The organism is Vibrio genomosp. F10 str. ZF-129, from assembly GCF_000287055.2.
Classification (GTDB): Bacteria; Pseudomonadota; Gammaproteobacteria; order Enterobacterales; family Vibrionaceae; genus Vibrio.
This window is the reverse complement of sequence record NZ_AJYQ02000103.1, coordinates 44,395-70,298: the sequence shown is the minus strand read 5'-3', so window position 1 is coordinate 70,298 and position 25,904 is coordinate 44,395. Positions and strand designations below refer to the sequence as shown.

Here is a 25,904-nt window from a genome sequence, read left to right as displayed (position 1 = left end):
ATTTTGTACAGACAATAATCGATAAAACGCTTTACAAAGCTAAGGTGATCGGATTAAAATTCCGCACCATTTTTGATCAAGCTGGTTAGCGACCAAACGTAAATGAGAGTTAGCTCGATGGGTAACTTCTCTGATTTGGCGATGAATGACCAGCGATAATGAATAACCCCTGAGGTGAAAGGCATATGCCAATAGTTAAAGTACGTGAAAACGAACCGTTCGACGTTGCACTACGTCGTTTCAAGCGCTCTTGTGAAAAAGCAGGTATTCTTTCTGAAGTGCGTCGTCGTGAGCATTACGAAAAACCTACTACAGTTCGCAAACGCGCTAAAGCAGCAGCTCAAAAGCGTCACGCTAAGAAGCTAGCTCGCGAAAACGCTCGTCGCGTTCGCCTGTACTAATAACTGAATCCCATAAGGAATCCAGTTATGGCTCTTATTGACCAACTCAAAGAAGAGCAGAAATTAGCGATGAAAGCCAAGGACAAATCGCGCCTTGGCACTATTCGTTTAGCCCTTTCAGCAATTAAGCAACGTGAAGTCGACGAGCGGATCACTCTGACCGACGATGACATTATTGCAATTCTGGTAAAAATGGTTAAACAACGTCGCGATTCTGTCGCTCAATTTGAATCGGCTAATCGTCAAGATTTGGCTGATACTGAGAAAGCTGAAATCACAGTGTTAGAGGCCTTCATGCCTCAACCGCTTACTGAAGATGAAGTTGTTGCATTAATTGTTAGTGCAATAGAAGAATCTGGTGCTGCGGGCATGCAAGACATGGGCAAGGTGATGGGCGTGTTAAAACCTCAGATTCAAGGGCGTGCAGAAATGGGTAAAGTCAGTGGTTTAGTTCGCGCTAAACTCGCTTAAACCCAAATCATATTGCAGCAAGCCGTGCTATCCTTTGGACGCACGGCTTGTTTGTATCTAATATAATCTTTTTTTCTTAGGTTTTATGGCAGGACACATCCCTAGAAGTTTTATCGATGACCTCCTTGCTCGACTTGATATTGTCGACATTGTCGATGCACGCGTGAAACTTAAGAAAAAAGGTAAGAACTACGGTGCTTGCTGTCCATTCCACAATGAAAAAACCCCCTCTTTTAGCGTAAGCCAGGAAAAACAGTTTTATCACTGCTTTGGCTGTGGTGCTCATGGCAACGCTATCGACTTCATGATGGAATACGAACGCTTAGAGTTCGTTGAAGCCATTGATGAACTTGCCTCTTTTTTAGGTTTAGACGTACCTAGAGAGCAAAGGAGTGGGAATGTCAGCAATCAGCCGACCGCCAACACCGAACAAAAACGTAATCTTTATGATTTGATGGGCAGTATTTCGCAGTTCTATCGTAGTCAATTAAAAAGCGCGAACAGTAAAGTCGCCATTGATTACCTAAAAGAACGCGGCTTATCCGGTGAGATTGTTCAAAAGTTTGGGATCGGTTATGTCGCCGATGAGTGGGATTCTGTCCGCAAGAATTTTGGTCAACAGCGTAACGCTGAAGATATGCTCGTCACTGGCGGCATGTTAATTGAAAACGACAAGGGCAATAGGTACGATCGCTTTCGTGGTCGAGTCATGTTCCCGATTCATGATCGTCGTGGACGAGTCATCGGATTTGGTGGCCGAGTTTTAGGCGATGGTACGCCAAAGTATCTCAACTCACCTGAAACCCCTATATTCCATAAAGGCAAAGAGCTTTATGGGCTCTATGAAGTCATGCAAGCCTATCGAGAGCCACCACAAATCTTAGTGGTGGAAGGCTATATGGATGTCGTTGCCCTCGCACAATATGGAGTAGATTACTCTGTCGCTTCGCTAGGAACATCAACCACTGGCGATCACTTACAGGTGTTGTTCCGACAAACCAATACTGTTGTTTGTTGCTACGATGGTGACCGAGCTGGGCGTGAAGCCGCTTGGCGAGCTCTAGAAAATGCGCTGAGTTATCTCAAAAGTGGGCATACACTTAAGTTCCTATTCTTGCCCGATGGTGAAGATCCTGATAGCTTTATTCGTAAACATGGCAAAGAAGCTTTCGAAAAAGAGATTCAACAGGCGAGCCCCCTGTCTGACTATTTAATTGATAATTTGGTGAACACTCAAAATATTAACCTAGGCACCAGTGAAGGTAAGTCAACATTACGCACGCTTGCTAACAATTTGATAGATAAAATCCCGGATGCCAGCTTACAAAAAGAGTTGGATGAAAAACTGGATAAACTGACTGGCTTTATGGGCCAAGGAAAGCGTCGACAAGCAAACACAAAAGAAACGCGACCTCAACCGCATAAAGAGATCAAGCGCACGCCAATGCGAGAAGTTATCGCTTTGCTTATTCAAAATCCGAGCTATGCTGATATGGTACCCGATCTCTCCTCAGTGAGAGAAATATCACTACCTGGGTTAACTTTATTGGTAGAAGTCCTTGAATACTGTCGAGCGCATCCCCATATCAACACGGGCCAATTGTTAGAACAATGGCGCAACAGTAAAAATGAGGCACTTCTGTCTCGTCTCGCCAGCTGGGAGATCCCGGCAAATGAAGACAATCAAGAAGACATATTTTTAGACTCACTGGACAAAATTTTAGCCCAGTGTGTTGAAAAACAAATTGAAAACCTACAAGCCAAAGCAAGAAGTATCGGTTTATCAGCCGACGAAAAAAGGGAGCTACTAGCGCTAATGCTAGATTTAAAAGCGTAACCCTATTGCCTTGGTTAGCAATGGAACAATTTGTTATTACTCGTGGTTTGCATTTCGCATACCAAATCCGTCACTAGATACGAAGTTGGATACCGTCTATGGATCAAAATCCGCAGTCACAGCTAAAACTACTTGTCATCAAAGGCAAGGAGCAAGGCTATCTGACGTACGCCGAAGTAAATGACCACCTGCCAGCAGAAATTGTAGATTCTGAACAGGTAGAAGATATCATTCAAATGATCAACGATATGGGCATTAAGGTAGTAGAAACTGCTCCTGATGCTGATGACCTTGCATTGAATGAAGACAACACTGTCACAGATGAAGATGCTGCCGAAGCTGCTGCTGCTGCGCTATCAAGCGTGGAAAGCGAAATTGGTCGTACAACCGATCCTGTCCGCATGTACATGCGTGAAATGGGTACCGTTGAACTTCTGACTCGTGAAGGTGAAATTGATATCGCGAAACGCATTGAAGATGGTATTAACCAAGTTCAAAGCGCAGTTGCTGAATACCCAGGCACCATTCCTTACGTCCTAGAGCAATTTGATCGTGTTTTAGCTGAAGAACTTCGCTTAACAGACCTTATTAATGGTTTTGTTGACCCGAACGACGATGGAACAGCAGCGCCAACAGCAACTCATATCGGTTCTGAACTCACCAATACTGACCTTGCTGATGAAGATGGCGAGAAAAAAGAAGACGAAGAAGACGCTGAGGAAGAAGAAGAGGAAGATACAGGAATTGACCCTGAGCTTGCTTTAGAAAAGTTCACCTCACTACGCAATACCTATCAGAACCTTCAACTCGCGATCAACGAACATGGCGCTGACAGTAGTAAAGCATCGAAAGCAACAGAGCTTCTTCAAGAAGTCTTTGCCGAATTCCGCTTAACGCCTAAACAATTTGATTACTTAGTTAATGAACTGCGCACCTCTATGGATCGCGTTCGTACTCAAGAACGTTTGATCATTCGTCAAACCGTTGAATACGGTAAAATGCCGAAGAAATCATTTGTTGCCCTCTTCACTGGTAATGAATCTTCTGATGCATGGCTAGACGAGGCACTCGCTTCTGATAAGCCATATGCCGAAAAAGTAAAACGTAGCGAAGAAGAGATTCGTCGTTCGATTCTAAAACTGTCGATCATCGAAAAAGAAACAAACCTAACGGTTCAAAGCATCAAAGACATTAGCCGACGTATGTCGATAGGTGAAGCGAAAGCTCGCCGAGCTAAGAAAGAGATGGTTGAAGCGAACTTACGTCTGGTAATCTCGATAGCTAAGAAGTATACAAACCGTGGTCTTCAATTCCTGGATCTTATCCAAGAGGGTAACATTGGTTTGATGAAAGCTGTTGATAAGTTTGAATACCGTCGTGGTTATAAATTCTCAACTTACGCAACTTGGTGGATTCGTCAGGCAATCACTCGTTCAATTGCTGACCAGGCTCGTACTATCCGTATTCCGGTTCACATGATCGAAACGATCAACAAACTGAACCGTATCTCTCGTCAAATGCTACAAGAGATGGGCCGTGAGCCGTTACCGGAAGAACTTGCTGAGCGCATGCAAATGCCTGAAGACAAGATCCGAAAAGTACTGAAGATTGCTAAAGAGCCAATCTCTATGGAAACACCAATCGGTGACGACGAAGATTCGCACCTAGGTGACTTCATTGAAGATACCACTCTAGAGCTACCACTAGACTCAGCCACATCAACCAGTCTACGTGGCGCAACAAAAGACGTGCTTGCAGGTTTAACACCTCGTGAAGCAAAAGTTCTGCGTATGCGTTTTGGTATCGACATGAACACGGACCACACGCTTGAAGAAGTGGGTAAGCAATTCGATGTTACTCGTGAGCGTATCCGTCAGATTGAAGCAAAAGCTTTGCGTAAACTTCGTCACCCTAGCCGTTCAGAAACACTGCGCAGCTTCCTAGATGAGTAATTCGTCGTCAATATAAGAAAAGGTGAGTGAAAGCTCACCTTTTTTGTATCTGATTGGTTTAAGTGGATAAAAACTGAGCGCAATTGCCCACTACAGTGGGTAGACAGGCTTGTTTCCTTCCCCTATAATCGTTCACCTAATTCGGCCCCTTAGCTCAGTGGTTAGAGCGCACGACTCATAATCGTTCGGTCCCCAGTTCAAATCTGGGAGGGGCCACCATATTCGGTTCGCTTCACAAAGAACAAAAAGGCCTGAGAGCAGTTATGCGTCTCAGGCCTTTTGCTTTTCCGCTCTCTATCTAGCAAATTGCACGTCTTTATAACCTAACCAATACTAGCTCAGACCTTCTCTAACAAAGTAAGCCGCTAACCTCGGCAACCATGTTTAGGGTGTCATTGTTGATACTAAAAGGTGGTATATAGGCCATTTCGATACTCGTGATTATGTTCGCCACTATAGCTTAACTTGATCGCTTACTTGATCGCTAGTTGATCGCTTACTTAGTCGTGATTTCGGGTTAATAACGGTTAACTAACCAATAAACCCTAGTTACAGCTACTGTTTTCTGATTTCTTGTGTATCCATGAAGCCAATAAGCATGCAGCTTAAAGCCTATCAGGCTCACCGTCACCGATTTATGTTCGGGTGCTAAGTGTGCATACCGAAGCGTCATTTTTAGATCTAAGTGACCAAGTAATTCCCAAACGGTATTCAAATCAACGCTGGCTCTATTTATTTTTAAGGCCCTATCTAGATGCGCTTCTAGATACGCCGATAGCTGACATCATACTTCCTCTAAATTTGGATCATGAAATCCAACATACATTAATCTATCGAGATTCATACCTAGGAGAAATGCTACGTTTAACAAACGTAATAGAAAGGTTTTACGGGAATGAAGTAGAAGTAATAAGTGCAGCCCTTAAGGTACCACTGGCCTCTATAATCAGTTGCAATGATCAAACCTGTACAGATAGTCGTGTAGTCACTACTTATATAAAAGGCCTGAGAGCGTTTATGCTTCTCAGGCCTTTTATATCTGTCCTACCCTTCATTCTGCTTTGCTACAGATACTTTGCACCGGATACAACGACGGGAGCGATTAGCTCCCGTCAATTCCAGCTCAGCAAACAAAGGTTATGTCATTATTTTTATAGGCGTTTAACGCAACCCCAAAGTAACAACAATCTTCCTTAATTAATATTACAGTTGGATATTTTGTGAGCAGTGATTGATTTGATTAAAAAAAAGGATCAAGATCGCATCGAAAAGGGGCGCGACTGGTTCGTTCTCGATAAAGCGAGGGAGAAACTCTTTTAACTTCCCCTATGCCATCAACAATAATCGCCCTAAAACGACTACCTATCTATCACTATTCACCAAACCAATGCATCTTCACCTGTCATTAACTTTCAGATAAAACCTGTGAGTTGTTAAATTTCAAGACAAAATGAAGACTCAAGTAGAAAATACCGACCGAAATCACATTAAAAATCACAGAAAGATTGAAAATAGATAAAATGGTGATGTGTATCACAATTTATTTTCAATTGAAATGAATGAAAATGATACATGCATCACCCATAATTTTGTTGACTTTTTTATTTAATCCATTCTGTAGGTAAATTACATACTAATAACTTGATGCCAATCACCAAAAGTTAACAAAGTCATTACAATAATGAGAAGATAATCACAAAAAACCCGTTGTCAGTTCTAAAATTAATTTATGTGGTAGATTGATTGAGTACTAAGCAACCAACGGTTTTAGCGAACCGTTACTACACAAATTTAAATAGAACATCGAACGGGGAATTCTAATGATATCACCAGATGCTAAGATCAAGATACAAAATTTTGGTCGCTTCCTATCTAACATGGTAATGCCAAATATTGGTGCCTTCATCGCCTGGGGGTTTATTACTGCACTCTTTATTCCAACTGGCTGGCTTCCAAACGAAACTCTTGCGTCCATGGTTGGACCAATGATTACCTACCTATTACCTTTATTGATCGGTTATACCGGCGGTAAATTAGTCGGCGGAGAACGCGGCGCGGTAGTCGGTGCAATTACAACAATGGGCGTGATTGTCGGGACTGACATCCCAATGTTTATGGGGGCAATGATGGTTGGCCCAATGGGCGGCTGGGCAATAAAAGTCTTTGACCAAAAAGTTGAAGGGAAAGTGAAAAGCGGTTTTGAGATGTTGGTCAACAATTTCTCAGCCGGCATTATCGGAATGGTATGTGCCATCATCGCTTTCTTCTTTATCGGACCATTTGTAAAAATATTATCTGCTGGTCTTGCTGGCGGAGTACACTTTTTAGTAGAAGCACACCTTCTGCCTCTCACCTCTATTTTTGTTGAACCAGCTAAAATCCTTTTCCTAAATAACGCCATTAACCACGGTATATTTTCTCCTCTGGGTATTCAGCAAGCCTCTGAAGCAGGCCAATCGATTTTCTTCCTTATCGAAGCAAATCCAGGCCCTGGTTTAGGTATCTTGCTTGCGTACATGGTGTTTGGTAAAGGCACAGCAAAACAAACCGCTGGTGGCGCATCGATCATTCATTTCTTTGGTGGTATCCACGAGATTTATTTCCCATACATCTTGATGAACCCTCGATTGATTCTTGCTGCCATTGCTGGTGGTATGACAGGCGTATTTGTTCTGACTGTCTTTGATGCGGGAATTGTTTCTCCAGCTTCACCAGGCTCAATCTTTGCTGTGTTACTTATGACTCAGAAAGCTTCAATCGTCGGCGTCCTAGCCTCTATCATTTCATCCGCTGCGGTTTCATTTGCCGTTGCTTCGGTATTAATGAAAACACAAACCACAACCGATGAAGATGGAGACGAATCAGCGCTAAATAAAGCGACATCTCAAATGAAAAATATGAAGTCAGCTTCTAAAGGCGCAACGGTTGCTCACCAAAATAAAGGCAACATCGATTTAGCCAATGTACAAAGCATTGTTGTCGCTTGCGATGCAGGAATGGGGTCTAGTGCTATGGGCGCTGGTCTATTGCGCAAAAAAATTCAAGAAGCGGGTTTAGCCATTAATGTCACTAACCTTGCGATTAACAGCCTTACAGAAGGTGCCGATATTGTGATTACTCATAAAGACCTGACTGATCGTGCTCGCATGCATACTGAAAATGCACACCACATTTCATTAACGAATTTCCTAGACAGTGAAATGTACAACCAGCTCGTAGCAAAACTATTGTCTGCGCAAAAGAATACAGCGGCCAACGAAGACAACATTGGCAAGATGTCAGTATTAGCGGCGAATGACGACAACTTTGAGCAAACTCAACCTTCGGTCTTCCAAATTCAAAGCAAGAATATTCACCTTGGGTTAAAAGCAAATAATAAAGACGATGCGATTCGCTTTGCCGGTAACAAACTCGTTGAGCTTGGTTATGTAGAGCCAGAGTATGTCGATGCCATGTTTGAGCGTGAAAAATTGGTCTCGACTTATCTTGGTGAATCTATTGCTGTTCCTCATGGAACCGTAGAAGCAAAAGATCGCGTAAAGAAAACGGGCATAGTGATTTGCCAATATCCATCGGGTATTCAGTTCACTGACGATAAAGACGATGTGGCGAAACTGGTTATCGGTATTGCTGCTAAAAATGACGAACATATTCAAGTTATTACCTCAATAACGAATGCGCTCGATGAGCCAGATGCCATCGAAAAGCTGACCAATACGCAAGATGTAAACGAAATTTTAAACATCTTATCAGGTCACCAAGCCGCATAAAGTTTTGCTCCTGAGCAAAAGAGGTCAACTGCGCCCCCTATACGGTTGACCTCACCCAGAAGCAGAATCGTTATCCATTTATATATTTTGAGTAGGTAAGATTATGAAAAATGCAGTTCATTTTGGTGCTGGTAATATTGGCCGTGGCTTCATTGGTAAGTTACTCGCAGACGCTGACGTTGCCGTCACCTTTGCCGACGTAGATGAACCACTAGTGGATCAGCTCAGTCACAAACAAGAATATAAAGTCAAGGTTGTTGGTTCGAAGTGTCAAACGGACACGGTCACCCATGTCACTGCTGTTAATTCGGCGAGCGAAGATGTCATAGACCAAATCGTAAAAACCGATTTAGTGACAACAGCCGTCGGTCCAAACGTTCTCGACATCATCGCTAAGACGATTGCCAAGGGAATCGAGAAACGTTTCATCTCAGGGAATAAAAAGCCCCTTAATATCATTGCTTGTGAAAATATGGTTCGTGGGACGACGCATTTAAAAGGCGAAGTTTACAAATACTTAGATGAATCATTGCACCACCAAGCAGAGACCCTTATTGGGTTTGTTGATTCAGCCGTTGATCGTATCGTTCCTCCTACCTCGGCAGCCAATGACGATCCTCTCGAGGTGACGGTTGAAAGCTTTAGTGAATGGATCGTTGACGAGCAACAATTTAAAGGTGAAATACCTGATATTGATGGTATGGAAAAGACCTCAAACCTAATGGCGTTCGTTGAACGTAAACTGTTTACTCTTAACACTGGTCACTGTGTTACTGCCTACCTAGGGTGGCTTAAAGGACACCCTACGATTCGTGATGCCATTGAAGATAAAGAGATTCGAGACGAAGTGAAACAAGCGATGCTCGAAAGCGGTGAAGTACTGATTCAACGTTATGGCTTTGATCGTGATATCCACAATGCGTACATTAACAAGATTCTAGATCGCTTTGCCAACCCATACCTTATTGATGAAGTGGATCGTGTAGGACGTCAACCGATTCGAAAATTGGGGGCTAATGATCGATTAATCAAACCGCTATTAGGTACAATCGAGTATCACCTTGAAAATAAAACGCTTTTAAAAGGCATTGCTGCCGCTTTAAAATACACAAACGCTACCGAACCACAGGCCGTCGAGTTACAGCAGTCGATACAGACACAAGGTGTTAAGAAAACCTTAGCGCAATATACGGGCTTAGCTGAATCAAGCGAAGAAGTGAAAAGCATTGAGCTAATTTTCAATCAACTATAGACAAATAGGGGCTTAATGCCCCTTTTATCGTAATTTTAAAAGAAGTGTATGCCCATTAATATCAACGAAACTGAGATCATCGAACAGCTAAATAACGCACCTTCTGTGCGGGGTTTTTTTATTGCGACCGTCGACGTTTTCAGCGATTCCATCGATGCTTTAGTTCAGCGAATATTTCGTAAAGACAATTTTGCCGTGCAGTCGGTCGTCGGGCCACTGTTGCAAGATACTGGCCCATTGGGTGATCTTTCTGTTCGTTTAAAGTTGCTGTTTGGCTTGGGTGTCCTTCCCGATGAGGTATATCACGACATCGAGGATATTATTAAGCTCAAAAATAAACTGAATAACGATGCGGCGGATTATCAGTTCACTGATCCTAATATTCTTCTACCAATAAAAGAACTCAACCTAGTCAAAAAAATGGGCATGGTTCAACTTGAAGTCACTGAGCCTGATGACGATGTTAATATTGAGTTCTATCACCTTCAATTACAGCGGCAGCAGCAAATTATTAAATCAAGCCTATCACTGGCTATTGTCGATATCTGCAATGAACTCGGCAAAGACAGTCCATTCTAGCCTTTATTCCCTTTTATTCGCCAGTCAATGCTAGAAACCGCATGAGCAAGCGGATTTGGTAAAAAAGAATGCGCATGTGCAATTAACGGCACCTCAATAAAGAAAATATAAAGCCAAGGCGATGACCTTGGCTTCAAATATAACTAATTGTCGTTTAGCTCTCTGACCATTTATTCCACCGTCACAGCTTTAGCTAGATTTCTAGGTTGGTCGACATCCGTACCTTTGATCAGCGCGACATGGTAAGACAGTAACTGCATTGGAACCGTGTAAAAAATAGGGGCTGTAATATCACTCACATGAGGCATTTTGATGATTTTCATGTTCTCATCGCTTTCAAACCCTGCCTTTTCATCAGCAAACACATACAACAAACCGCCACGAGCCCTTACTTCTTCGACATTCGATTTTAACTTTTCCAGTAAATCATTATTTGGTGCAACAACAACGACGGGCATATCCGCATCAATCAACGCAAGAGGCCCATGTTTAAGTTCACCAGCGGCATAGGCTTCAGCATGGATGTAAGATATTTCTTTCAGCTTCAATGAGGCTTCCATAGCAATAGGATAGAACTCACCGCGCCCCAAGAATAATGTGTGTTGTTTATCAGCAAAATCCGGAGCCAACGCTTCGATCTCTTTATCAAATGTGAGTGCTTTCTCGATATCAGCTGGAAGTTGGTGCAGTGCTTGAACGATCTCAGCTTCTTTCTCTTGATTGATGCGACCTTGTAGACGACCAATTGACGTTACCATCATCAGCATCGCTGCTAGTTGGGTAGTGAAAGCTTTAGTAGAAGCAACACCGATCTCTGTTCCTGCGCGAGTCATGAAGGCAAAATCAGATTCTCGAACCAAAGAAGAACCCGCTACGTTACAGATAGTCATTGCTGACATGTAACCTTTCTCTTTTGCAAGACGAAGTGCAGCCAGTGTATCAGCCGTTTCACCAGATTGAGACAGAGTTACCAATAGGCTGTTCGGGCGAACAACGAAGTCACGGTAACGGAACTCAGAAGCGATCTCTACGTCACAGCTTACGCCAGCTAGAGACTCAAACCAGTAGCGAGCCGCCATACCTGAGTTGTAAGACGTACCACATGCGATGATCTGCACGTGTTCAACCTTGCTTAGGATCTCTTCTGCCTTAACACCAATTGCATTAGTGATAACAGACGTTTCAGAGATGCGACCTTCCATCGTGTTGATTAGCGCTGTTGGCTGCTCAAAGATTTCTTTCTGCATGAAGTGACGGTATTGACCTTTGTCACCCGCATCGTGTTCTGCATTTGACTCAACGATGTCACGTTCCACACGCTCACCTGCTACATCAAATACCGAGACATCACGACGAGTCACCTCAGCAACATCCCCTTCTTCAAGGTACATGAAGCGACGGGTTACACTTAGTAGTGCCAATTGATCAGATGCTAGGAAGTTCTCACCAACACCGAAACCGATAACAATCGGGCTACCAGAACGCGCCACAACAATACGGCTAGGATCTTTACGATCAACAGCTACCGTGCCGTATGCACCGTCTAATTGTTTTGCTGTTTTTTGGAGAGCTTCAACCAAAGAGTCTGATGTGCGCAATTCCCACTCAACTAGGTGAGCAATAACTTCAGTATCCGTTTGTGAAGTAAACACGTAGCCACGCTCTTGCAAGAGAACGCGCAGTGCTTCGTGGTTTTCGATAATGCCATTGTGTACAACGGCAATATCACCAGACATGTGAGGGTGTGCATTCGCTTCAGATGGCTCACCGTGTGTCGCCCAGCGAGTATGTGCAATACCAGTACCACCAATGACATGTTGCTCGTCTACTGCGTCTGCTAACTCTTGTACTTTACCTAGGCGGCGTACACGAGTTAGGTTAGATTCGCTATCAACCACAGCAACACCTGCTGAATCATAACCTCGGTATTCTAAACGGCGAAGGCCCTCTACTAAAATCTCGGCCACATCACGCTGCGCAACGGCACCTACAATTCCACACATAGTATTACTCCATTATATTTTTATTGTGTTCATCCCCAAGGCGGCAAGCGAAAGCCATAAAATAGGGACGTTGTCTTTTCTAACATTCTTTTTAAGTGAGATTTTTAAGCGAGAATGACTCGCACATTATTGAATTCAATCTCAGCACAATGTTCTGGTGAAAGATCGCTATCGGTCACCAATACATCGATACTTTCCCAACCCAATTCTAAATTGGGGATTTTTCGGCCCAGTTTTTCAGACTCAACCATCACCACAACTTCCCGTGACACCTCAGCCATGACCTTGCTTAACCCGACTAACTCATTAAATGTAGTCGTTCCTCGGCTAAGATCGATCCCATCGGCGCCAATAAATAGCTGATCAAAATCGTAAGAGCGCAACACAGACTCTGCAACTTGTCCTTGAAAGGACTCTGAGTGAGTATCCCAAGTGCCACCGGTCATTAATAAGGTTGGCTCACTTTCAAGATCATTCAGCGCATTCGCCACATTTAAAGAGTTGGTCATCACCACTAATCCGTTTTTATGATTCAACTGCTGTATAAGAGCAGCAGTGGTGCTGCCACTGTCAATCACAATGCGATTATGATCTCGAATAAGATTCGCGGCGGCAGTTGCAAGTTTGATCTTTCGAGGCGAAACTTTAGGGCCAAGCTCTTCATTGACGACTTCTTTGGGTAGTGCAATTGCACCACCATAGCGTCTTAATAGCTGGCCATTTTTCTCAAGTTCAGCCAGATCCTTTCTAATCGTGACTTCAGATGTTGTAAACTTACAGGATAATTCCTCTACGCTGACTTCTCCCAACTCCATAATTAGGTTTGAAATGGCGTGCCTTCTAAGCTGTGTATTTCGTTTCGACATCAAAAAGTCCACTTAAAGTTTCGAACTGAAACCAATTATAGTCAAAACGAAAGATAATCGTCCATTTATTTCGATCTAAAAAATAAATATTTCATACCAAAACCTTGTCCTAAGACAACTCTATACCGTGATATTGGAATGATTCGGTGGTAGAATTGCGCCCGAAAAGAAAATAAATTACAGAATTAGTCGTTATTTGTTTGCAAACTTACCCAAGCAAGTGGGGTGAGTCCTATAAAAACCCAATATTTGCGCTTTTACTTGGTCATAAAATGACTAAAACAAGTGAAAGACTTACAAGACTGATGTAGTTATTTAAAAACCAATGAGTTTTGGCTAATAAGAAATGCTAAACGCAGGTTCTACATTAAAATGACAAACCAATTTCAAATTTAAATATTACTTACCGGAGAGTATCTTCCATGAAAAAGACCAAAATCGTATGTACGATCGGCCCAAAAACTGAATCTGTTGAGAAACTAACTGAGCTAGTGAATGCAGGCATGAACGTAATGCGCCTGAACTTCTCACACGGTGACTTTGCAGAGCACGGCACTCGTATTGCGAACTTCCGCACTGTAATGGAAGCAAAAGGCGAGCAACTTGCTATCCTTCTTGACACTAAAGGTCCTGAAATCCGCACGATCAAACTAGACGGCGGCAATGACGTTGACCTAGTAGCTGGTCAAGAGTTCACTTTCACAACTGACGCTTCAGTTGTAGGTAATAAAGATATCGTTGCTGTTACTTACCTAGGTTTTGCTAAAGACCTAACCGCTGGTAACACTATTCTAGTCGATGACGGCCTTATCGAAATGGAAGTGATCTCAACGTCTGAAACTGAAGTTAAGTGTAAAGTTCTTAACAACGGTGCTCTAGGTGAAAACAAAGGTGTTAACCTTCCTGGCGTTTCTGTTCAACTTCCAGCTCTTTCTGAAAAAGACAAAGCTGACCTTAAATTTGGTTGTGAGCAAGGCGTTGATTTCGTTGCTGCTTCTTTCATCCGTAAAGAAGAAGATGTTAAAGAAATCCGTGCTCTTCTAAACGCTAATGGCGGCGAAAGCATCCACATCATCTCAAAAATTGAGAACCAAGAAGGTGTTGATAACTTCGATTCAATTCTTGAAGCTTCTGACGGCATCATGGTTGCTCGTGGCGATCTAGGTGTTGAAATCCCAGCTGAAGAAGTAATCTTCGCTCAAAAAATGATGATCGAGAAGTGTAACCGCGCACGTAAGATGGTTATCACTGCAACTCAAATGCTTGATTCAATGATCAGCAACCCACGTCCAACTCGTGCTGAAGCGGGTGACGTTGCGAACGCTATCATGGATGGTACTGATGCTGTCATGCTTTCTGGCGAAACAGCCAAAGGTAAGTACCCTGTTGAAGCCGTAACTATCATGGCTCAAATCGCTAACCGTACTGACAGCGCTCTTAAAGCTGAGCTAGGTTCTCGTTTAGACAGCCCACGTCTACGTATCACTGAAGCAGTATGTAAAGGTGCGGTAGACACAGCAGAGAAGCTAGCTGCTCCTCTAATCGTTGTTGCAACTGAAGGCGGTAAGTCTGCACGTTCAGTACGTAAGTACTTCCCAACAGCAAACATTCTTGCTCTTACTACCAACAAGAAAACAGCAGCGCAGCTAGTACTGACCAAAGGTGTTAAGCCAGTTCTTGTTGATTCAATCGAAAGCACAGACGCTTTCTACATCAACGGTAAGACTATTGCTCTAGAGTCTGGTCTTGGTAAGAAAGGCGACATCGTACTAATGGTTTCTGGCGCACTGGTTGCTTCAGGTACAACTAACACAGCTTCTGTTCACGTTCTTTAAGAACTGACTAGATTCTGATGTTAAAAAAGAGAGCTTCGGCTCTCTTTTTTATTTCTATCATTCTTAGATTTAAAGCCTTAACACGCCTCTTCAAGGCTGGTGGTTACTGAGCCACTCACTCATTCTCAAGCTTGTAAATCACATCCACTCTATCTCGAATCACTAGAGTAGAGTCTTGATAACTGTTACTTTCCGCTTTTGCATCCATTGACATTGAACGCATAAGAACAGGCTGAGTACTTGGCATGTTGTAGTCTATGCGCCATACGCCACCTATCTCTTGTTCAAAACCTTGCGCTAAAGACTTTGCTTTGGCATTGGCGTCTTTTATTGCAGCAAGTCGCGCTTGTTGTTGATATCTGCTTTCATCACGAACTTTTAGACGAATAGCATCAACCTGATTTATGCCTTCATTTAAGGCGACATCCAGGTATTGATTAAGCTTGGTCAAATCATCCACTTTTACCGTCACAGTACGAGATGCACGGTACCCCACCAGCTCTGGTTTGCCTTTTTTAGGGTAATGATATTGAGGGGTCAGATACAAATTTGAGCTATTGATGCTTTCGCTTGTCACGCCATGTTGGCTAAGCTGAGCAATAAAGTCATCGACCACCGTATCAACTGATTGTTTGGCTTGCTCTGCGGTCATGGTCGTTTCAACCACTCTCACCGTAAACTCTGCCATGTCTGGGGTTGCCTGAACTTCCCCGTAACCCGTCGTCACTAAATGAGGAAAATTAGGGGCAGTAGCAAATGCAGTTAAGCTCATCAAACCACTGGTTACTAAGGTCAAAATAGGTAACATCTTCATCTTTAATACCTTATAGTTTTATCACTTATATAATAGGCCATCCCTTACCATTGGCTACCATTTCACCAATAACCTGACATAACTTTTACCTAGACTTATCTTATTGTCATTGAGATTCACTCAGCCCTGTATTTCATCATATTAACGTCTGGAAGCTTATAGCGAGCAACAATAAAAAAGCGAGTCTCATACAACCCATATATCTCACATACTGGGCTGGATGAACTCGCTTTTGCTATGGCAGACCGTTGCTATTCGGCCCAACCTAAAAATGTCTTTTTATTAATCGACTTTATTAAGGTGTACGTCCATTTGAGGGAATGGGATTTCGATATCATTTTCATCCAAAGCAATTTTTATCGCTTGAAGCGTATCAAAGTAAACATCCCAATAATCGGCGGTTTTACACCAAGGTCGCACGACAAAATTAACCGATGAATCAGCAAGTGCGCTCACACCAATTTGAATACCTTTCTCTTTAATTAAACGAGGGTCAGCTTCAAGTGTTTCGCGAATAACTTGTTCCGTTTTCTTTAGATCGGCACTGTATGACACACCAATCACGTGATCGACACGGCGAGTATCATGACGAGAATAGTTAGTGATTGGGCTACCAATAACACCGCCATTTGGCACAACAACCATTTTGTTATCTGGCGTTGTTAATACCGTTTGGAAGATCTGAATAGATTCAACTGAACCAGCAACCCCACCAATCTCCACGTAGTCGCCAGACTTAAACGGACGGAATGCAACAATCAGTACACCTGCAGCAAAGTTTGAAAGCGAACCTTGCAGAGCAAGACCCACAGCTAGACCCGCAGCACCAATAACAGCAACAACAGAAGCGGTTTGAACACCCAACCTGCCCAATGCTGCAATAAGAACAATCACAAACAACAGGTAACGAACTAGACCATGAATAAATTCAATAACGGCCTTGTCCATATCCTTTTTCTTTAAAACCTTCGCAACGCTATTCGCCACTGCTTTAACGATCATATTACCGATAAACAGAATAAGTACTGCGGAAATAATGTTCACACCATACTGAACAAATAAATCGGAATTATTCGTTAACCACGTTTCCGCATGTGTTAACCCATCAACCAAAGGAGTTTCAATCTCCAGTGAGCCCTCTGCCATATCTTAGTCCTCTTAAAATACATCTAAACCAAACACATTTAACACCCGCAGCCTTAGAAACAAACCGTTACAAATGCCGTCGAATTTTTGGCACAATATCTTATTTATGGCGCATTGCAAAGTAAGAGTTTGGTTAACTTACGTTGCTAGACCACTTTTGATAACAATCTGTTACAGATTACGCAAGTTCGTCACTTTTCGCTAGGTTTAATCACGTCTTAGAAATGAATTTTAGGCATAAAAAAACCCGCCATAGGCGGGTTTTTGAAACGGTTATCGAAGACTAAATTATAGTACGTCGATTGCGTTTAGGTCAGAAAATGCTTTTTCTAAACGAGTAACCATTGAAGCTTGACCAGCACGTAGCCATACGCGTGGATCGTAGTACTTCTTGTTTGGCGCAGCTTCACCAGTTGGGTTACCGATTTGACCTTGAAGGAAATCAAAGTTTTCAGCTGAGTAAGTACGGATACCGTCCCACGTTGCCCACTGTGTATCAGTGTCGATGTTCATTTTGATAACACCGTAGCCGATAGACTCTTGGATTTCAGCTTCAGAAGAACCAGAACCACCGTGGAATACGAAGTTTAGAGCGTTAGGTGCGATACCGAACTTCTCTGCACAATATGCTTGAGAGTCACGTAGGATAGTTGGAGTAAGCACTACGTTACCTGCTTGGTAAACACCGTGTACGTTGCCGAAAGAAGCAGCGATAGTGAAACGTGGGCTAACTGCGTTTAGGATCTCGTAAGCGTATGCAACATCTTCAGGAGAAGTGTATAGCTCAGATGCATCCATATCAGTGTTATCAACGCCGTCTTCTTCGCCACCAGTACAACCTAGTTCAATCTCAAGCGTCATGTCCATTTTAGCCATGCGCGCTAGGTATTTAGCACAAGTTTCGATGTTCTCTTCTAGAGACTCTTCAGAAAGGTCAATCATGTGAGAAGAGAATAGAGGCTTACCCGTTTGTGCGAAGAACTCTTCACCAGCGTCTAGTAGACCGTCGATCCATGGAAGAAGTTTCTTAGCCGCGTGGTCAGTATGCAGGATAACTGGAACGCCGTAAGAAGCAGCAACAGCGTGTACGTATTTTGCACCCGCTACAGCACCAAGGATTTGTGCACCTTGACCTTCAAGTTTCACGCCTTTACCAGCGAAGAAACCAGCACCGCCGTTAGAGAACTGAACAACAACAGGAGCTTTAACTTTAGCAGCTGCTTCTAGAACACCGTTGATTGAATCAGTATTGACTACGTTTACTGCAGGAAGAGCAAATTTGTTTTCTTTTGCTACTTCAAATACTTTCTGTACGTCATCGCCAGAAATTACACCAGGTTTTACAAAATCGAAGATCTTAGACATGGAAAAAGTCCTATTTATTCTATCGTTTTAAGATTAAAAAACTAAAGTTTAAAAACTTGCAAACGTTTGCTCACAACGCGCGCATTGTATCAAACAAACATAAAAAAAGCGGAAATTTTTATTCCCGCTTTCATCAATTACTTCTTAGCACGCTCTTCAAGCATTGCTACAGCTGGAAGTACTTTACCTTCAACAAACTCAAGGAAAGCGCCACCGCCAGTAGAAATGTAAGAAACGTCAGCTTTAATACCGAACTTGTCGATAGCCGCTAGCGTATCGCCACCACCGGCTACAGAGAAACCTGCAGAGTCAGCGATTGCTTTAGAAATACCAGCAGTACCTGCTTCAAAGTTTTTGAATTCAAATACGCCAACTGGGCCATTCCAAAGAATCGTTTTAGCATTGCCGATGATTTCAGCTAGAGCCGCTGTTGAATCAGGGCCAAGGTCGAAGATCATGTCGTCGTCTTGAACTTCAGAAACGTGCTTGATTTCAGCTTCAGCATTTTCATCAAATGCTTTTGCACATGCAACGTCAGTCGCTACAGGGATAGCACACTCTTTCATGAGCTTTTGAGCCGTTTCAACCAGGTCTGCTTCGTATAGAGACTTACCTACGTTGTGGCCTTCAGCAGCGATGAAAGTGTTCGCGATACCACCGCCAACAACCAGTTGGTCAGCGATTTTAGAAAGAGACTCAAGAACCGTTAGCTTAGTTGATACTTTAGAACCACCAACAATAGCCACTAATGGACGAGCTGGGTTGTCCATTGCTTTACCAAGTGCTTCTAGCTCAGCAGCAAGAAGAGGACCCGCACACGCGACAGGTGCATAAGTACCAACACCGTGAGTAGAAGCTTGTGCACGGTGAGCCGTACCGAATGCATCCATTACGAAGATGTCACACAGTGCTGCGTACTGCTTAGAAAGTGCTTCTTCGTTCTTCTTTTCGCCTTTGTTAAAACGAACATTTTCAAGAACAACCAGTTCACCCGCGTTTAGCTCTAGGCCATCTAGGTAATCTTTAGCGAGTTTAACGTCGCAATCTAGTGCGTCGTTTAGGTAGTTAACAACAGGAGCTAGAGAGAACTCTTCGTTGTATTCGCCTTCAGTAGGACGACCAAGGTGAGAAGTAACCATAACTTTTGCGCCAGCTTCTAAGCACAGTTTGATAGTTGGTAGCGATGCAAGAATACGTGCATCTGAAGTTACTTTACCGTCTTTTACTGGCACGTTAAGGTCAGCACGGATGAAAATGCGTTTACCTGCAAGTTCCAGGTCAGTCATCTTGATTACAGACATGTTTGTCCTCTCAAATAATTTAATAAATAAAGTTTTTGGAAACCCGGCAACCCTGCCGAGCCTAATAATTCTTCAAACTGGTACTTATATGGAGATACATCGCTTTATTTCAACCTTAGAAATAAACATTTCTCCACGGCATCCTTTCCATTCTATTTGAACTGGGATGCTTGCATTGCGAGCGCGGTATCCAGCATACGATTCGCAAAGCCCCATTCGTTATCACACCATACGAGCATCTTAACAAGGTGCCCATTGCTTACTCGTGTTTGTGAACCATCGACTATCGCGCTATGAGGATCGTGATTAAAGTCGATAGAAACAAGCGGCGCTTCAGTATAGTCAACAATGCCATCTAATGTACACTGAGATGCGGTCAAAATGGTTTGATTTACGTCATTAACTTTCACATTTGTATTAATTGTGACACTTAAATCCATAGCAGTGACGTTTACTGTGGGAACTCTGACAGAAATGGCTTCAAATTTGTTGGAAAATTTCGGAAAAATCCGTTCAATCCCCTTATGAAGCTTAGTATCGACCGGAATAATAGATTGGCTGGCGGAACGGGTTCGGCGCAGATCACTGTGATAAGCATCGATCACTTGCTGATCATTCATCGAAGAGTGAATGGTTGTGATCGTCCCAGACTCAATACCAAAGTGCTCATCAAGCACCTTAATGATTGGAACAATACAATTTGTTGTACAAGAACCGTTAGACACGATTCTATCATTCTGAGTTAAGGTGTCGTGGTTAACGCCATAGATGATGGTGTTATCAAGATCGCTGTCACCAGGGTGTGAAAACAACACTTTCTTTGCCCCTGCCGCTATATGCGCCTCGCCATCGGCACGACATCCATAAACGCCAGTGCAATCGAGAACAAGATCAACGTCGAGATCTCGCCATGGTAATAATTCAATATCCGCCAAATGAAGAATGCGAATCGTATCTATGGTTTTATCACCGTGATGAATGTACATATGCTCTTGATCATTCGTCACTTTTTTTCCAAATCGACCGTGGCTAGTATCATATTGAAGAAGGTGAGCCATCGCATCTGGCTGAGCTAGCTCATTGACAGCAACGATCTTAATTTGATGGTCTTTACCACTTTCATACAGTGCACGCAGAATGTTACGACCGATACGGCCAAATCCATTGATCGCTACTTTTAACATAATCCCATTGCCTTACTTCACTCGAATCGTCTTCACAAAGTTTGTGCTACAGATACTAACTGATAGTGGTGAAAAGCGCATCAATATCGTGACTTGCCTCGACTAATGCTAACACTCAGTTTGAGCAACCACGCCAACATATAGCATATTAATGATTGTGATGCTGACGTATTGGTGGTGTGTATTTTTGGCTGTTTCTTGCCTATTTTTTCAACCAAAAGGACCGCACTATGTCATACCCAGCTACTCACTTTTGTAAACAATGCAATCAAGACACCAAGCACGGTGAAGTCCTAGTACGCAAGCCTAGCAGCTACGATACACAGACAACCATGCGCGGTAGAATCTTACTGTTCTTGAGAGAGTTTATTAACGGCGGGCATTACTACAACATGGATCGTTATGTGACATGTAAAACGTGTGGTCACCGTGAGCTCGACAATAAAGGTAATGAATTTGAGTAGATCACAACATTAATACTGATTTCATTCAAATTGGAAGCATTAAAAAACCGAGCAATTTTTGCTCGGTTTTTTTTAAAATATATAAGTCAGCGGTTATTTTTCGTCTTCTTCACCGTCATCTTCTTCATCAAACAACGCATCTTCGCCTTCGTAGTATGTGCCCCAGCCGTCATAGATGATGTCGTATTTCTCAGCAAGATTAACCAACTTTTCTACTTGCGCATCAATCGTTGCGGCATTTAAAGCTGATTGCATTGTGGCATCACAACAAAGAAGCTTTTTGCCATCTTCATCTTCAGTCTCTTCTGCTTCTAGAACTTCAAAGCCCATCTTAAAGGCTTCTACTGCTGCTTTTTCTAACGTAGCAAAATCTTCTGCAAATAAATGATGTTCAATCTCGTACAGCGAATCGGGTTCACTACCATCTTCCAACAAGGCTTGAATGATATCGCGAGTCTCTTCCTTTTGAATCTCAATTAAGTCTTCTACTGATAGATAGTCATCTGCGTGAGACATAGTGTGTGCTCCGGATCGTGTTCATAAAATTGAAAATAATTGCTGCGAAATATCGCATGGTTCGAGAAAAATTGCCACCAACAAAGCGATCCTTGTAAGATCTTTATCTTAGAACGGTAGAATAATCTGCCCGGCTATTGTCTGGTTTACATTTTTTCAACATTCATCACTCTATTGTAAAATTCAGAGTTTTATCTTACGGGTGTCCTTATCTTTTTTACGCAAAAAGTGCGTGAATATGGTCAAACACTGAATATCATTATTTTTCCAAATTTGAATAAAGATTTACACATCTGCTCAGTTTGCCTCTAAGGTGAATATCTATTCGAGATTCGCTCAATATTTCTCTTCTATGCTACATAAAGAAAACGCATAGACACGCAATAGGTATTAATCTATCACTAGCACTTAATGCAAAGTTTATATCTATACAACAGCAAAATAACAGGGAATAAATCTTAAAAATAAACTTAATACAGTGATTCACATCCACATTGCCACTTGCATCTTTACCGTAAGCTTGTCATAACTAACGACTGGAATTTTAGTAAGGATACGAAATGAGTAAGTTGTACGTTGGATCTGAAGTCGGTCAGTTAAGACGAGTATTATTAAACCGACCTGAGCGTGCGCTCACTCACCTCACCCCATCAAACTGCCACGAATTGCTTTTTGACGATGTGCTCGCTGTCGAAGCCGCGGGGGAAGAACACGATGCTTTTGCCAAGACGCTCACTAATCAAGGTGTGGAAGTTTTACTGTTGCATGATCTTCTGGTCGATACCCTGGCGATAGAAGAAGCAAAAACCTGGCTGCTCAACACTCAAATTTCTGATTATCGCTATGGACCTGTCTTTGCAAAAGATTTGCGTCATTACCTAAACGAAATGACCAATGATCACCTAGCAACGGTTCTATTAGGGGGTTTAGCGTACTCCGAGCTTAAGATTCAATCGTCTTCGATGCTGCCTAAAATGCACAGACCGTTGGACTTTGTTATTGAACCTCTTCCCAATCATTTGTTCACCCGAGATACGTCTTGTTGGGTTTATGGCGGTGTGTCTCTCAACCCAATGATGAAAGCGGCACGTCAACGTGAAACGAATCATTTGCGCGCGATCTATCGTTGGCATCCAGTCTTTGCAGGGCAAGATTTTATTCAATACTTTGGCAACGAAGATCTTCATTATGATAATGCCAATATTGAAGGGGGGGATGTCCTTGTTATCGGCAATGGTGCGGTACTGATTGGCATCTCTGAGCGAACCACCCCTCAAGGTGTCGAAAACTTTGCAGCTAACCTGTTTAAACATGGCCAAGCGAAAGAAGTGATCGCAGTTGATCTTCCTAAACATCGCTCGTGCATGCACCTCGATACGGTCATGACACACATGGATATCGACACGTTCTCTGTTTATCCGGAGATCATGCGTAAAGATCTTGATACCTGGCGTCTCACACCCAAAAGTAACGAGGCCATCGGATCAACCGAGATGAACGTGGAAAAAGTACCAAGCTACACTCACGCCATTGAAAACGCATTAGGGTTGGATTATTTAAAGATCATTACCACCGGCGGCGATAGTTACGAAGCTGAACGGGAACAATGGAACGATGCCAATAACGTTTTAACCGTGAAACCCGGTGTGGTTATCGGTTATGAGCGTAACGTGTATACCAATGAAAAATACGACAAAGCAGGGATTGAGGTATTAACCATTCCTGGAAATGAGCTTGGTCGCGGTCGCGGTGGCGCACGTTGTATGAGTTGCCCAATCGAGCGCGACGGTATTTAGAAAAAGCCGAAGAAGAAGCGAAACAGCAGGCAGAAAATAGGGAGAGTTTAAGCTCTCCCTTTTTTATTACTCAGTACCACCAACGGTTAACATATCGAGTTTCAATGTCGGCTGTCCCACACCAACAGGCACACTTTGTCCGGCTTTACCACAAACACCCACACCACGGTCTAAACTGAGATCGTTGCCGACCATAGATACTTGCTGCATCGCTTCAATACCAGAACCAATCAAGGTTGCGCCTTTGACTGGATGCGTGATTTTACCGTCTTCAATCATATACGCTTCAGACGCAGAGAAAACAAATTTCCCTGATGTGATATCAACCTGGCCACCGCCAAAGTTCGGAGCGTATAAGCCTCTTTTAACCGTCGAGATGATTTCTTCAGGCGAATGTTCGCCAGGCAGCATGTAGGTATTGGTCATGCGAGGCATAGGCAAATGTGCGTAAGACTCACGGCGACCATTACCCGTAGGCGCAACCCCCATTAAGCGAGCGTTGAGTTTGTCTTGCATGTAGCCTTTGAGTTGACCATTTTCTATTAGGGTATTGTATTGGCCACTCACCCCTTCATCGTCCACATTCAGTGAACCACGCAAATCTTTTAACGTGCCATCATCAACAATCGTACAATGTTTAGAAGTGACCATTTCACCGATTTTTCCAGAGAAAACCGATGACTCTTTACGGTTAAAATCACCTTCTAGGCCATGGCCTACCGCTTCATGAAGCAATACACCCGGCCAACCCGAACCCAGCACTACAGGCATCGCACCCGCAGGGGCAGCCACCGCTTCGAGGTTAACGAGTGCCTGGCGAATCGCTTCATCAGCGAATTGATAGGCGACTTTTACGCCATCGTTGTCTGACAGGAAGAAATCATAGCCGAAACGGCCACCACCACCAGCACTTCCGCGCTCTCTACGATCCCCTCTTTCCGCTAACACGCTAATAGACAAACGTACTAAGGGGCGAATATCGCCAGCATAAGTCCCGTCGGTCGCAGCAACGAGCATATTTTCATGCACGCCACTCAAGCTGACGGATACCTCTTGGATCAATGGCTCTTTAGTGCGAATGTACGCATCAAGCTCTTTGAGCAGTTCCGTTTTTTGCTGTTTCTCCCAGCTCGCGAGTGGATTGATCGCTGAGTAATAAGCTTGATTATCATGACGACTAAACGCTTTTACTTTTAAGTTCTGCCCTTGCTGAGCAATACCACGAGCAGCGTTTGCACTTTGCGTTAATCCTTCAAGGTTAATTTGGTCAGAGTAAGCAAAACCGGTTTTTTCCCCCGCGACAGCACGTACACCAACACCACAGTCAATGTTGAATGAACCATCTTTAATGATGCTGTCTTCAAGAACTAAGGATTCATGCCAGCTGGATTGAAAATAGATGTCAGCGTAATCAATTTGACGTGTGGCAATACTTGCGAGTGTCTCTGATATTTCTTGCTGTGTTAGACCCGTTGGCGATAACAATGCATCTTCGATTCGGTTCAGGCTCATAATCTACTCTTAATTATTTTTTAAAATGGTTTTCAAACCGAGTGTGCGACGCCACTGGCATGGTGTTACGAATGTCGATAAGCGATTGTAAATCGATCTCGACAATCGCACTTTGAGGTTTGTCTGTAAGGCGCAGAACAACATCCCCCCAAGGGCTGATGATCATGGAGTGCCCCCAGGTTTCTCGGCCACACGGGTGCCGACCGACTTGATTCACCGCGACGACCCAAGACTGTGTTTCAATCGCTCGGGAGGTTAATAGTGTTTCCCAATGTGCTTTGCCCGTTACGGCGGTAAACGCCGCAGGAACGAGCAATATTTCAGCCCCTTGTTTAACCAGCTCAGAATATAAATGGGGGAAACGCACATCATAACAGATTGACAGCCCCAATTTCCCAAAAGGCGTCTCTGTCACCACGATTTCTGAGCCTGGTGTAAACGTTTCTGACTCTCGGTAACGTTGATGGGTATCTTTTACATCGACATCAAACATATGCAATTTATCGTAATGAGCAACCAGCTCACCATCATGATTGATCACAAGACACGTTGTGCTGACATTACCCTGTTGGTTGCGAATAGGCATACTGCCAATGATGATCCACACCGACCAGTGCTGAGCCAAATCGCAAAGACGTTGCTGAATTGGCCCCTTTCCCAAAGGCTCTGCGTGGTGGTGATAATCGCTGCGATGACCAAATATCAATGCGTTTTCTGGGGTAACAATCCACTTTGCACCTTCGTTAGCAAGCTTTGATACTTCCTGTTCAATGTACGTCAGATTCTCGATAGGATCTGACGTTGATGTCATTTGAATAATGCCAACACATTCCATTGTGT

Annotated in this window: 20 protein-coding genes and 1 tRNA gene; 11 read left to right on the top strand and 10 right to left on the bottom strand. The window is 43.3% G+C overall.

All coding sequences use genetic code 11. The features are described 5' to 3' along the window. Positions 1-185 precede the first annotated feature (185 nt). The 8 genes from rpsU (at position 186) to A1QO_RS12350 (ending at position 10,262) form a co-directional block, all read left to right on the top strand. On the top strand, positions 186-401 hold the full coding sequence (rpsU, locus tag A1QO_RS12385; RefSeq protein ID WP_004396009.1) for a 30S ribosomal protein S21: 216 nt from the start codon (positions 186-188) through the stop codon (positions 399-401). A 27-nt stretch (positions 402-428) separates the two neighbouring features. After that, positions 429-872, top strand: coding sequence for a GatB/YqeY domain-containing protein (locus A1QO_RS12380; protein ID WP_017035158.1), 444 nt, complete (start codon positions 429-431; stop codon positions 870-872). Positions 873-957: 85 nt separating this feature from the next. Further along, on the top strand, positions 958-2,709 hold the full coding sequence (gene dnaG, locus A1QO_RS12375) for a DNA primase (protein ID WP_017035157.1): 1,752 nt from the start codon (positions 958-960) through the stop codon (positions 2,707-2,709). 98 nt (positions 2,710-2,807) lie between these two features. Continuing rightward, positions 2,808-4,661 carry an RNA polymerase sigma factor RpoD gene (gene rpoD, locus A1QO_RS12370; RefSeq protein ID WP_017035156.1) on the top strand — a complete coding sequence of 618 codons (1,854 nt, stop codon included), beginning with the start codon at positions 2,808-2,810 and terminating at the stop codon, positions 4,659-4,661. 143 nt (positions 4,662-4,804) lie between these two features. Then, positions 4,805-4,880, top strand: a tRNA-Ile gene (locus A1QO_RS12365). A gap of 1,601 nt (positions 4,881-6,481) precedes the next feature. After that, complete coding sequence (locus A1QO_RS12360) at positions 6,482-8,431, top strand: PTS mannitol transporter subunit IICBA (RefSeq protein ID WP_017040615.1); 1,950 nt, start codon at positions 6,482-6,484, stop codon at positions 8,429-8,431. A gap of 103 nt (positions 8,432-8,534) precedes the next feature. Further along, positions 8,535-9,683, top strand: a complete 1,149-nt coding sequence (locus A1QO_RS12355; protein ID WP_017040614.1) for a mannitol-1-phosphate 5-dehydrogenase — start codon at positions 8,535-8,537, stop codon at positions 9,681-9,683. A gap of 48 nt (positions 9,684-9,731) precedes the next feature. Next, a complete protein-coding gene (locus A1QO_RS12350) occupies positions 9,732-10,262 on the top strand; it encodes an MltR family transcriptional regulator (protein ID WP_017038227.1) in 531 nt (176 codons plus the stop codon). Between the two features lie 170 nt (positions 10,263-10,432). On the opposite strand, the gene glmS is transcribed toward A1QO_RS12350, so the two are convergent. Both glmS and A1QO_RS12340 read right to left on the bottom strand, forming a co-directional pair. Continuing rightward, positions 10,433-12,265 (bottom strand): glutamine--fructose-6-phosphate transaminase (isomerizing), encoded by a 1,833-nt coding sequence (gene glmS, locus A1QO_RS12345; protein ID WP_017040613.1) that lies wholly within the window; start codon positions 12,263-12,265, stop codon positions 10,433-10,435. A 104-nt stretch (positions 12,266-12,369) separates the two neighbouring features. Continuing rightward, the gene (locus tag A1QO_RS12340; protein ID WP_026026655.1) at positions 12,370-13,131 is read right to left on the bottom strand and encodes a DeoR/GlpR family DNA-binding transcription regulator; all 762 of its coding nucleotides are present in this window, start codon (positions 13,129-13,131) and stop codon (positions 12,370-12,372) included. A 422-nt stretch (positions 13,132-13,553) separates the two neighbouring features. Between A1QO_RS12340 and pykF the strand changes: the two genes are divergently transcribed. Continuing rightward, positions 13,554-14,966 carry a pyruvate kinase PykF gene (gene pykF, locus A1QO_RS12335; RefSeq protein ID WP_017035149.1) on the top strand — a complete coding sequence of 471 codons (1,413 nt, stop codon included), beginning with the start codon at positions 13,554-13,556 and terminating at the stop codon, positions 14,964-14,966. A gap of 115 nt (positions 14,967-15,081) precedes the next feature. On the opposite strand, the gene A1QO_RS12330 is transcribed toward pykF, so the two are convergent. The 5 genes from A1QO_RS12330 to epd all read right to left on the bottom strand — a co-directional run bounded on the left by A1QO_RS12330 (position 15,082) and on the right by epd (position 20,776). After that, positions 15,082-15,780, bottom strand: coding sequence for an oxidative stress defense protein (locus tag A1QO_RS12330; RefSeq protein ID WP_017035148.1), 699 nt, complete (start codon positions 15,778-15,780; stop codon positions 15,082-15,084). Positions 15,781-16,062: 282 nt separating this feature from the next. Beyond that, positions 16,063-16,926, bottom strand: a complete 864-nt coding sequence (mscS, locus tag A1QO_RS12325; RefSeq protein WP_017035147.1) for a small-conductance mechanosensitive channel MscS — start codon at positions 16,924-16,926, stop codon at positions 16,063-16,065. A gap of 288 nt (positions 16,927-17,214) precedes the next feature. Beyond that, the gene (gene fbaA / locus A1QO_RS12320; RefSeq protein ID WP_017035146.1) at positions 17,215-18,291 is read right to left on the bottom strand and encodes a class II fructose-bisphosphate aldolase; all 1,077 of its coding nucleotides are present in this window, start codon (positions 18,289-18,291) and stop codon (positions 17,215-17,217) included. A gap of 137 nt (positions 18,292-18,428) precedes the next feature. After that, entirely contained in the window at positions 18,429-19,592 is a 1,164-nt protein-coding gene (locus A1QO_RS12315) for a phosphoglycerate kinase (protein WP_017035145.1), read from the bottom strand. A 152-nt stretch (positions 19,593-19,744) separates the two neighbouring features. After that, on the bottom strand, positions 19,745-20,776 hold the full coding sequence (gene epd, locus A1QO_RS12310) for an erythrose-4-phosphate dehydrogenase (protein WP_017035144.1): 1,032 nt from the start codon (positions 20,774-20,776) through the stop codon (positions 19,745-19,747). Positions 20,777-21,006: 230 nt separating this feature from the next. Here epd and A1QO_RS12305 point away from each other — a divergent pair, with 230 nt between their 5' ends. Next, positions 21,007-21,240 (top strand): hypothetical protein, encoded by a 234-nt coding sequence (locus tag A1QO_RS12305; RefSeq protein WP_017035143.1) that lies wholly within the window; start codon positions 21,007-21,009, stop codon positions 21,238-21,240. A gap of 93 nt (positions 21,241-21,333) precedes the next feature. Here the strand turns inward: A1QO_RS12305 and rraB are convergent, their stop codons facing one another. After that, positions 21,334-21,756 carry a ribonuclease E inhibitor RraB gene (gene rraB / locus A1QO_RS12300; protein ID WP_017035142.1) on the bottom strand — a complete coding sequence of 141 codons (423 nt, stop codon included), beginning with the start codon at positions 21,754-21,756 and terminating at the stop codon, positions 21,334-21,336. Positions 21,757-22,316: 560 nt separating this feature from the next. Here rraB and arcA point away from each other — a divergent pair. Then, positions 22,317-23,552 carry an arginine deiminase gene (gene arcA, locus A1QO_RS12295; protein WP_017035141.1) on the top strand — a complete coding sequence of 412 codons (1,236 nt, stop codon included), beginning with the start codon at positions 22,317-22,319 and terminating at the stop codon, positions 23,550-23,552. A 66-nt stretch (positions 23,553-23,618) separates the two neighbouring features. Here the strand turns inward: arcA and tldD are convergent, their stop codons facing one another. Next, positions 23,619-25,064 (bottom strand): metalloprotease TldD, encoded by a 1,446-nt coding sequence (gene tldD / locus A1QO_RS12290; protein WP_017038230.1) that lies wholly within the window; start codon positions 25,062-25,064, stop codon positions 23,619-23,621. 13 nt (positions 25,065-25,077) lie between these two features. Then, positions 25,078-25,899, bottom strand: a complete 822-nt coding sequence (locus tag A1QO_RS12285; protein WP_017038231.1) for a carbon-nitrogen hydrolase family protein — start codon at positions 25,897-25,899, stop codon at positions 25,078-25,080. Between the last annotated feature and the right edge of the window lie 5 nt (positions 25,900-25,904).

What these genes read in the sequence shown, in the direction of transcription:
- A1QO_RS12315 (WP_017035145.1), bottom strand. Translation starts at nt 19,592, where the DNA reads ATGTCTGTAATCAAGATGACTGACCTGGAACTTGCAGGTAAACGCATT.
- glmS (WP_017040613.1), bottom strand. Translation starts at nt 12,265, where the DNA reads ATGTGTGGAATTGTAGGTGCCGTTGCGCAGCGTGATGTGGCCGAGATT.
- fbaA (WP_017035146.1), bottom strand. Translation starts at nt 18,291, where the DNA reads ATGTCTAAGATCTTCGATTTTGTAAAACCTGGTGTAATTTCTGGCGAT.
- rpoD (WP_017035156.1), top strand. Translation starts at nt 2,808, where the DNA reads ATGGATCAAAATCCGCAGTCACAGCTAAAACTACTTGTCATCAAAGGC.
- mscS (WP_017035147.1), bottom strand. Translation starts at nt 16,926, where the DNA reads ATGGCAGAGGGCTCACTGGAGATTGAAACTCCTTTGGTTGATGGGTTA.
- A1QO_RS12360 (WP_017040615.1), top strand. Translation starts at nt 6,482, where the DNA reads ATGATATCACCAGATGCTAAGATCAAGATACAAAATTTTGGTCGCTTC.
- tldD (WP_017038230.1), bottom strand. Translation starts at nt 25,064, where the DNA reads ATGAGCCTGAACCGAATCGAAGATGCATTGTTATCGCCAACGGGTCTA.
- A1QO_RS12330 (WP_017035148.1), bottom strand. Translation starts at nt 15,780, where the DNA reads ATGAAGATGTTACCTATTTTGACCTTAGTAACCAGTGGTTTGATGAGC.
- rraB (WP_017035142.1), bottom strand. Translation starts at nt 21,756, where the DNA reads ATGTCTCACGCAGATGACTATCTATCAGTAGAAGACTTAATTGAGATT.
- A1QO_RS12340 (WP_026026655.1), bottom strand. Translation starts at nt 13,131, where the DNA reads ATGTCGAAACGAAATACACAGCTTAGAAGGCACGCCATTTCAAACCTA.
- A1QO_RS12355 (WP_017040614.1), top strand. Translation starts at nt 8,535, where the DNA reads ATGAAAAATGCAGTTCATTTTGGTGCTGGTAATATTGGCCGTGGCTTC.
- A1QO_RS12350 (WP_017038227.1), top strand. Translation starts at nt 9,732, where the DNA reads ATGCCCATTAATATCAACGAAACTGAGATCATCGAACAGCTAAATAAC.
- dnaG (WP_017035157.1), top strand. Translation starts at nt 958, where the DNA reads ATGGCAGGACACATCCCTAGAAGTTTTATCGATGACCTCCTTGCTCGA.
- A1QO_RS12285 (WP_017038231.1), bottom strand. Translation starts at nt 25,899, where the DNA reads ATGGAATGTGTTGGCATTATTCAAATGACATCAACGTCAGATCCTATC.
- A1QO_RS12380 (WP_017035158.1), top strand. Translation starts at nt 429, where the DNA reads ATGGCTCTTATTGACCAACTCAAAGAAGAGCAGAAATTAGCGATGAAA.
- epd (WP_017035144.1), bottom strand. Translation starts at nt 20,776, where the DNA reads ATGTTAAAAGTAGCGATCAATGGATTTGGCCGTATCGGTCGTAACATT.
- A1QO_RS12305 (WP_017035143.1), top strand. Translation starts at nt 21,007, where the DNA reads ATGTCATACCCAGCTACTCACTTTTGTAAACAATGCAATCAAGACACC.
- arcA (WP_017035141.1), top strand. Translation starts at nt 22,317, where the DNA reads ATGAGTAAGTTGTACGTTGGATCTGAAGTCGGTCAGTTAAGACGAGTA.
- pykF (WP_017035149.1), top strand. Translation starts at nt 13,554, where the DNA reads ATGAAAAAGACCAAAATCGTATGTACGATCGGCCCAAAAACTGAATCT.
- rpsU (WP_004396009.1), top strand. Translation starts at nt 186, where the DNA reads ATGCCAATAGTTAAAGTACGTGAAAACGAACCGTTCGACGTTGCACTA.